Genomic DNA, 1,861 nt, shown 5'->3' with positions numbered 1-1,861 from the left:
AATTTATTTATACGATTCAGAGCACCTCACACACCTTATTCTAAGAATAATCATTTTTCTAGACATGTAGCAAAATATTTTAATCTAGCTAATATAAATATAGATGACAAACATTGTGGGCTTCATTCAATGCGGCATAGTTTGGCAACAGAGTTGTCGAATCAGACGATTCCCATTACTGAAGTTAAAAATATATTAGGTCATACATCCATTCAATCTACTAAACAATATATTTGGTCAAATATTGATCAGCTAAAGAAAGCAGCGCTAGAGGTGGACTTATGATTAAAGATAAAGAATATTTAACATTTGAAAACGGGATTTTCAAACCATATTTTGAAAAATATATTGAATTTAAACGTTCTAAAGGCGAAAAAGTAGCTCGTTCCACATTAATCAGTCTAAGGCAACTCAACAATCTCTTGAATCAATATGACAAACTTGAAATTACTACTGAAATGATTGAAGAAATATTAAGTCCGAAGGACCATATAAGTCCCCACCGTCGAAAAACTTTAATAACAAACCTCCGTCAGTTTTCTGAATTTCTTCAAGTACTACAAATCCCGAGTCAGTCTGTCAATTCAAGTTATTACCAAGCAGTAGAACAAAAATTCAAACCATATATTTTTTCAAAAGAAAATCTTAAAAAACTCCTATGTGTTACTGACAAATTACCAAAAGCCAATCGAAGCAATCACCATACAATTGTTTATCCTGTACTAATAAGGATATTGATCGGAACCGGCATGAGGATATCCGAAGTATTAGCATTAAAGGTTTCTGATATCGATTGCCAACAAGGGATTATCAAAGTAACCAACAGCAAAAATAACGTTTCGAGACTAATCCCACTATCTGACAGTCTAATCAAAGCAGTCAATAACTATTTGGATAATATAATAGATCAACCAGGAGACTCATCGCTATTTATTTCACCATACACTCAAAAAGCATACTCATACGATGCAGTAAAATACATGTTTCAAAAAATTTGTAAATTGGCTGGTATTTATACTGAAGATAATAAACTACCAAATATTCATTCTTTACGACATACGTTTTGTACTTACAGTTTAGAACAAATGTTGGAAAATGGAATGGATATATATTCTGCAATACCTATATTAGCTGCATATGTTGGCCATGTAAATTTGATAGATACCGAACGATATATCCATTTTACAAATACACATTACCACGATTTTATTGAGCAAGAAAAAACGCTCGGACAATTAGTACCGGAGGTGCAACATGAATCATCTTAGTTATTTTATTCAAAGATATTTTATGCATTACTTAATTGGTCAAAAGAATTATGGTCAGAATACATTAAGTTCTTATCGAGATACTTTTAAGCTGTTAATCAGATTTCTAAAAGAAAGTGGTTATAATATCAATCAAATGGAACTTGATGATCTCACTTCGGAAAATATTCTTGAATTCTCAAAGTGGCTGGAAAGCTCAAGGAATAATAGTCCGACTACACGTAATACCCGACTAGCCCACATCAAATCATTTTACTCATTTGTTTCCATTGAAAATCCAGAGCATATTGATACCTGTAGAAAAATTACTCGTATCTCTTTTATTAAAACGAAACAACATCCGGCAAAATATCTTCAAGAAAAAGTCGTGAAAGAGCTGTTAGATTCAATAAATAAACAAGATAAAACGGGTATTAGACATCTAGCTATAATTACATTGCTTTATGATTCAGCATGTAGAGTACAAGAGTTAATAAATTTAAATGTTTCTGATATTAAACTAGAAGGCGTGAGTAGTATGTATGTCAGAGGTAAAGGAGCTAAACACCGTCACATCCCATTACTCCCCCAAACAGGCAATATTCTAAAGAAAT

3 protein-coding genes are annotated in these 1,861 nt (G+C 32.1%); all 3 read left to right on the top strand.

Features of this window, described 5'->3' with window-relative positions:
* Positions 1-285, top strand: a 285-nt coding sequence (locus tag ABFX15_RS12035) for a tyrosine-type recombinase/integrase (RefSeq protein WP_346025635.1), incomplete at its 5' end; no start/stop codon positions are given.
* The gene (locus ABFX15_RS12030) at positions 282-1,268 is read left to right on the top strand and encodes a tyrosine-type recombinase/integrase (RefSeq protein ID WP_346025634.1); all 987 of its coding nucleotides are present in this window, start codon (positions 282-284) and stop codon (positions 1,266-1,268) included. The genes ABFX15_RS12035 and ABFX15_RS12030, both read left to right, overlap by 4 nt.
* On the top strand, positions 1,255-1,861 hold a 607-nt coding region (locus tag ABFX15_RS12025), incomplete at its 3' end, for a tyrosine-type recombinase/integrase (protein ID WP_346025633.1). The genes ABFX15_RS12030 and ABFX15_RS12025, both read left to right, overlap by 14 nt.

The sequence above is a fragment of the Alkalibacterium indicireducens genome (assembly GCF_039522005.1).
In the GTDB taxonomy this organism is placed as follows: domain Bacteria; phylum Bacillota; class Bacilli; order Lactobacillales; family Carnobacteriaceae_A; genus Alkalibacterium; species Alkalibacterium indicireducens.
Note: the sequence above shows the minus strand (reverse complement) of the source record. Positions and strands in the feature narration are given on the sequence as shown.